At 58.1% G+C, this 3,463-nt stretch carries 5 protein-coding genes; 3 read left to right on the plus strand and 2 right to left on the minus strand.

Annotation, left to right across the window (positions count from 1 at the left end; all coding sequences use genetic code 11):
- Both ACF8AM_RS04370 and dapB read right to left on the minus strand, forming a co-directional pair.
- A partial coding sequence (locus ACF8AM_RS04370; protein ID WP_392554460.1) for an MqnA/MqnD/SBP family protein occupies positions 1-702 on the minus strand: 702 nt, incomplete at its 3' end.
- 42 nt (positions 703-744) lie between these two features.
- On the minus strand, positions 745-1,587 hold the full coding sequence (gene dapB, locus ACF8AM_RS04375; RefSeq protein WP_392554461.1) for a 4-hydroxy-tetrahydrodipicolinate reductase: 843 nt from the start codon (positions 1,585-1,587) through the stop codon (positions 745-747).
- Positions 1,588-1,941: 354 nt separating this feature from the next.
- Here dapB and ACF8AM_RS04380 point away from each other — a divergent pair, with 354 nt between their 5' ends.
- From ACF8AM_RS04380 to ACF8AM_RS04390, 3 genes are all read left to right on the plus strand, one after another.
- A complete protein-coding gene (locus ACF8AM_RS04380; protein WP_392554462.1) occupies positions 1,942-2,544 on the plus strand; it encodes a ComEA family DNA-binding protein in 603 nt (200 codons plus the stop codon).
- A gap of 62 nt (positions 2,545-2,606) precedes the next feature.
- Positions 2,607-2,927: a metal-sulfur cluster assembly factor gene (locus ACF8AM_RS04385; RefSeq protein WP_007326213.1), complete on the plus strand. Its 321-nt coding sequence runs from the start codon at positions 2,607-2,609 to the stop codon at positions 2,925-2,927.
- Positions 2,928-2,932: 5 nt separating this feature from the next.
- Complete coding sequence (locus ACF8AM_RS04390) at positions 2,933-3,355, plus strand: acyl-CoA thioesterase (RefSeq protein WP_392554463.1); 423 nt, start codon at positions 2,933-2,935, stop codon at positions 3,353-3,355.
- Positions 3,356-3,463: the final 108 nt, after the last annotated feature.

Genomic DNA, 3,463 nt, shown 5'->3' on the forward strand with positions numbered 1-3,463 from the left:
AGGGGGCTTTCGAGCAGATTGCCGTGGTATCCCGCTAACCACCCCGGCGGCCCCCCACGGACCCCGAGCAAGGCGAGCCCCCATAACCACGCCACCCCCAAGCAGCGGGCGCGCCCGGGATTGTTGCCACAAAACGCCGAAGTCAGCCGCCAAATGAAGCCCCGAATCCGCGTAAGTGAAACGCCCCTCATGAATGCAAACGCCAAAATCCGCGTCTTCCCTCTGAAGCCCCGGCATGATGTCTGAAAACACGACCTGACGCACCGAGGTCGAGTCGGGATAAAACAAGCGAAATAGCAGATGAGCGGTCGTGTGTTCGCCAGGACAGAGCGTGATTTGATTCGGCGATTCAGGCTTTTCACCCTCTCTCGCTGCCAACAGCAAGGGGCCGACGCCGAACCCCAACGCGGATCCAACCGGCAACACCCGAGTCTGATCGGCCATCAAGAGCGCCGCGTGGAAACTGGTCTTGGCCAAATCAAATTCGCCCGCCAGCAAACGCTGATTCAGCTCATCAATGTCCAGCAACTCAATCCGCCACGTGAACCCACCGGTGTCCAGCGACGATTCACCGGGCGCCATCGCGGCATCCAACAGACGCGAAAAAGCGAATGTGTCATTGGGACACGTGGAAATTCCCAGGTGCAGTTCAGGACCTTCGCCGATCCGAAGTTCATAAGGGACAGACTCGATTGGATTCACCGAGGATTCACCGACTTTTTGAGGCTTGAATCTGGATGGGGATCAGTCCTGCGACATCCCCAGCACATCAAACATGCTGTACAGCCCCGCGGGTTTGTTTTCATGGATCAACCACTTCGCCGCAGCCAGGGCTCCTGATGCGTAGCAGTCACGGTTACTCGCGGCGACGTTCAGTTCGATCTTCTCGCCCAGCATCCCAAACACGATCGTGTGCTCACCGGGATTGTCGCCCACACGAATCGCGTGGTAGCCAATTTCTTCGCGAGTTCGAGCGCCCGTGTGACCTTCTCGACCGTGAACATGCGTGGTGGATTCACCCAACTGTCCAGCGATCAGTTCACCAAACTTCAATGCGGTGCCACTGGGGGCGTCGGCTTTGAACCGATGGTGCCGTTCTAAAATCTCGACATCCAAACCGCCTGAAACGTCCTTCAGTGCGGCGGTGATTTGTTCTGCGATTTTCATCGACAAGTTGACCGCCAATGACATGCTCGGAGCCCACACGACCGGGATCGATGCGGCGGCGTCCGACAGCGATTGCTTTTGCTGATCGGACAACCCCGTGGTGGCCACGACCAGTGGCGACCCGGCCTGCACGCAGTGGGCAATGCAACCATCGACGGCTTCGGGAAGCGAAAAGTCGACCACGGCTTGGGGAGTGTTTTTGTCGCCCGTTGCAGGCCAATCCGAAGAAATCTCAATGCCAGCGGGAGCTTCCCCTGCCACCGCACCAGCGTCTTTGCCCAGTTGATCGGACTGGCCGTGATCGATGGCTCCGACCAATTGAAAATCGGGATCCGCCAAACCAAGAGCCACGACGCGGCGCCCCATGCGACCGGCGGCACCATGAACTGTGAGGGAAATCGGGCCTGTTGAAGCTGCCACCGAATTGAACCGTCTGGAAAGAAAGGAAGGGATGTACGAGCGAGCTGCCAATGCCTCAATCTAGCGACACCACTAGCGAATCAACAGGTCGGGCGTCCCTGCGCCGGCAGCCCTCACGCCGCGTCGATCAGACCACCACGCACCGAACACGCGACTCTTGCACCTTGCCCAACCATCCGTCAGATCCACCATGGGGGTATTCGTGAAAGAATCAGGACGCCCGCCGGAAACAGCACTGCACCCGAGAGAGCAATCCTCGGCACAGACGACGCCCGGGCACAACTGGCTCGTAAGCGAATCAAAAACCTCGATTTGAAACACAGCTCTTGAAACACAGCTCGATTGGATCTGTCGATGTCTGCCACGGATGACCCTGTCACGGAAAGCACGCCCGGCGAAGTTCCCACGGAAGATCACCCCATCCAGATGACCGGCACCGAAATCGTTGCACGACGATGGGTTCCCAGAACGGTTTGTGTGCTGACCCAACCCAGTTTGCAATTCGTGACGAGTTTGGCGATCGTTGGCGTGGCGATCTTCGTCACCCAGATTCCAATCCCAGCGGGTCCCAATCCGCCATCACCCGATGGCTCTTCCCCGCCGAACCTTTCGTCGCCGCTGAGCATCGGATTGAACTCGTCCGACGTCCGTGAATTGTCTCTGCTGCCTGGAATTGGCCCCAAACTCGCCGATCGAATTGTCCAGCATCGCGAATCTCACGGGCCGTTTCGGTCGGTGGAAGGTTTGTCCGCCGTTCACGGTGTCGGTCCAAAGTTGCTGCATTCCTTGCGACCTTGGGTCCACGTGTCCCAGCCGGCGACAACGACTCCCGATCCGATTTTCGCCCCAGATCGCTTGGTTTCACAGGTTCCCGGCACCGATCGGTTTGACGATTTCGGGGGTGTTGGCCATGATGAACGTCGCCCGAGAGTCGCCTCGGGGCGACTTTCAAACTGACCGCGTCCATGCGTTGACGCTGGCCAACGATTCCCAACCACGTGATTCAAACGAGCATTCCAATGGCTCTGGCTGAAGACAAAGTCCGCGAAGCCCTCAAAGAGGTCATCGATCCCGAGTTGTACGTCAACATTGTTGACCTGGGATTGGTGTACGTCGTTCAAGTCGGCGAGGAAAAAGAGGACGGCCGTCATGACGTCAATGTCGAAATGACAATGACCAGCCCCATGTGCCCTGCGGGTCCTCAACTGGTGGCAGGAACCAAAAACGCGGCCGAGTCCCTCGAAGAAGTCGACACGTGCGACGTGAAAGTGGTCATGGAACCGGCTTGGACTCCCGACTGCATGACCGACGAAGCACGCGATCACCTCGGCATCTTTTAGTCGCGGTGACGGATTCGCTGCCTTCGCACAAGTACGAATTCCGCGTGGCCTACCAAGAAACGGATGGCCAGCGACGAGTTCACCATGCCAACTACTTGAATTACTTCGAGCGTGGGCGGGTCGAAATGCTGCGCGAACTCGGACACAACTACAAAGCGATCGAAGACGATGGCCACATGCTGGTGGTCGCGGAAATGAACGTGAAGTACTTTGCTCCCGCCGAATTTGATGACTGGTTGGAACTGACCACCACGGTCATGGAAGTTCGCAAAGTCCGAATGCGACACCGCTATCAAATTCACCGCGAGGGGCAATTGCTCGTCGAAGCCGACTCTGTGATCGCATGCGTGGACCGCAATGGAAAACTCGCTCGATTGCCCAACTTGAAAACTCGCGAGCGGTCTGTCCAAATCGACAGTGAGGGTTGAGCGTAGTGGGCGCGGCGCCGAGGGCATGGTGTTGATTGCCACCAACGAGGCGGCGCCGCGTGCACCCCCCCAGAAAAAAACCGGGGAACACCACCCCCACCATCGAAA

Origin of the sequence: Rhodopirellula sp. JB055 (assembly GCF_043100905.1) — a bacterium.
Taxonomy (GTDB): domain Bacteria; phylum Planctomycetota; class Planctomycetia; order Pirellulales; family Pirellulaceae; genus Rhodopirellula.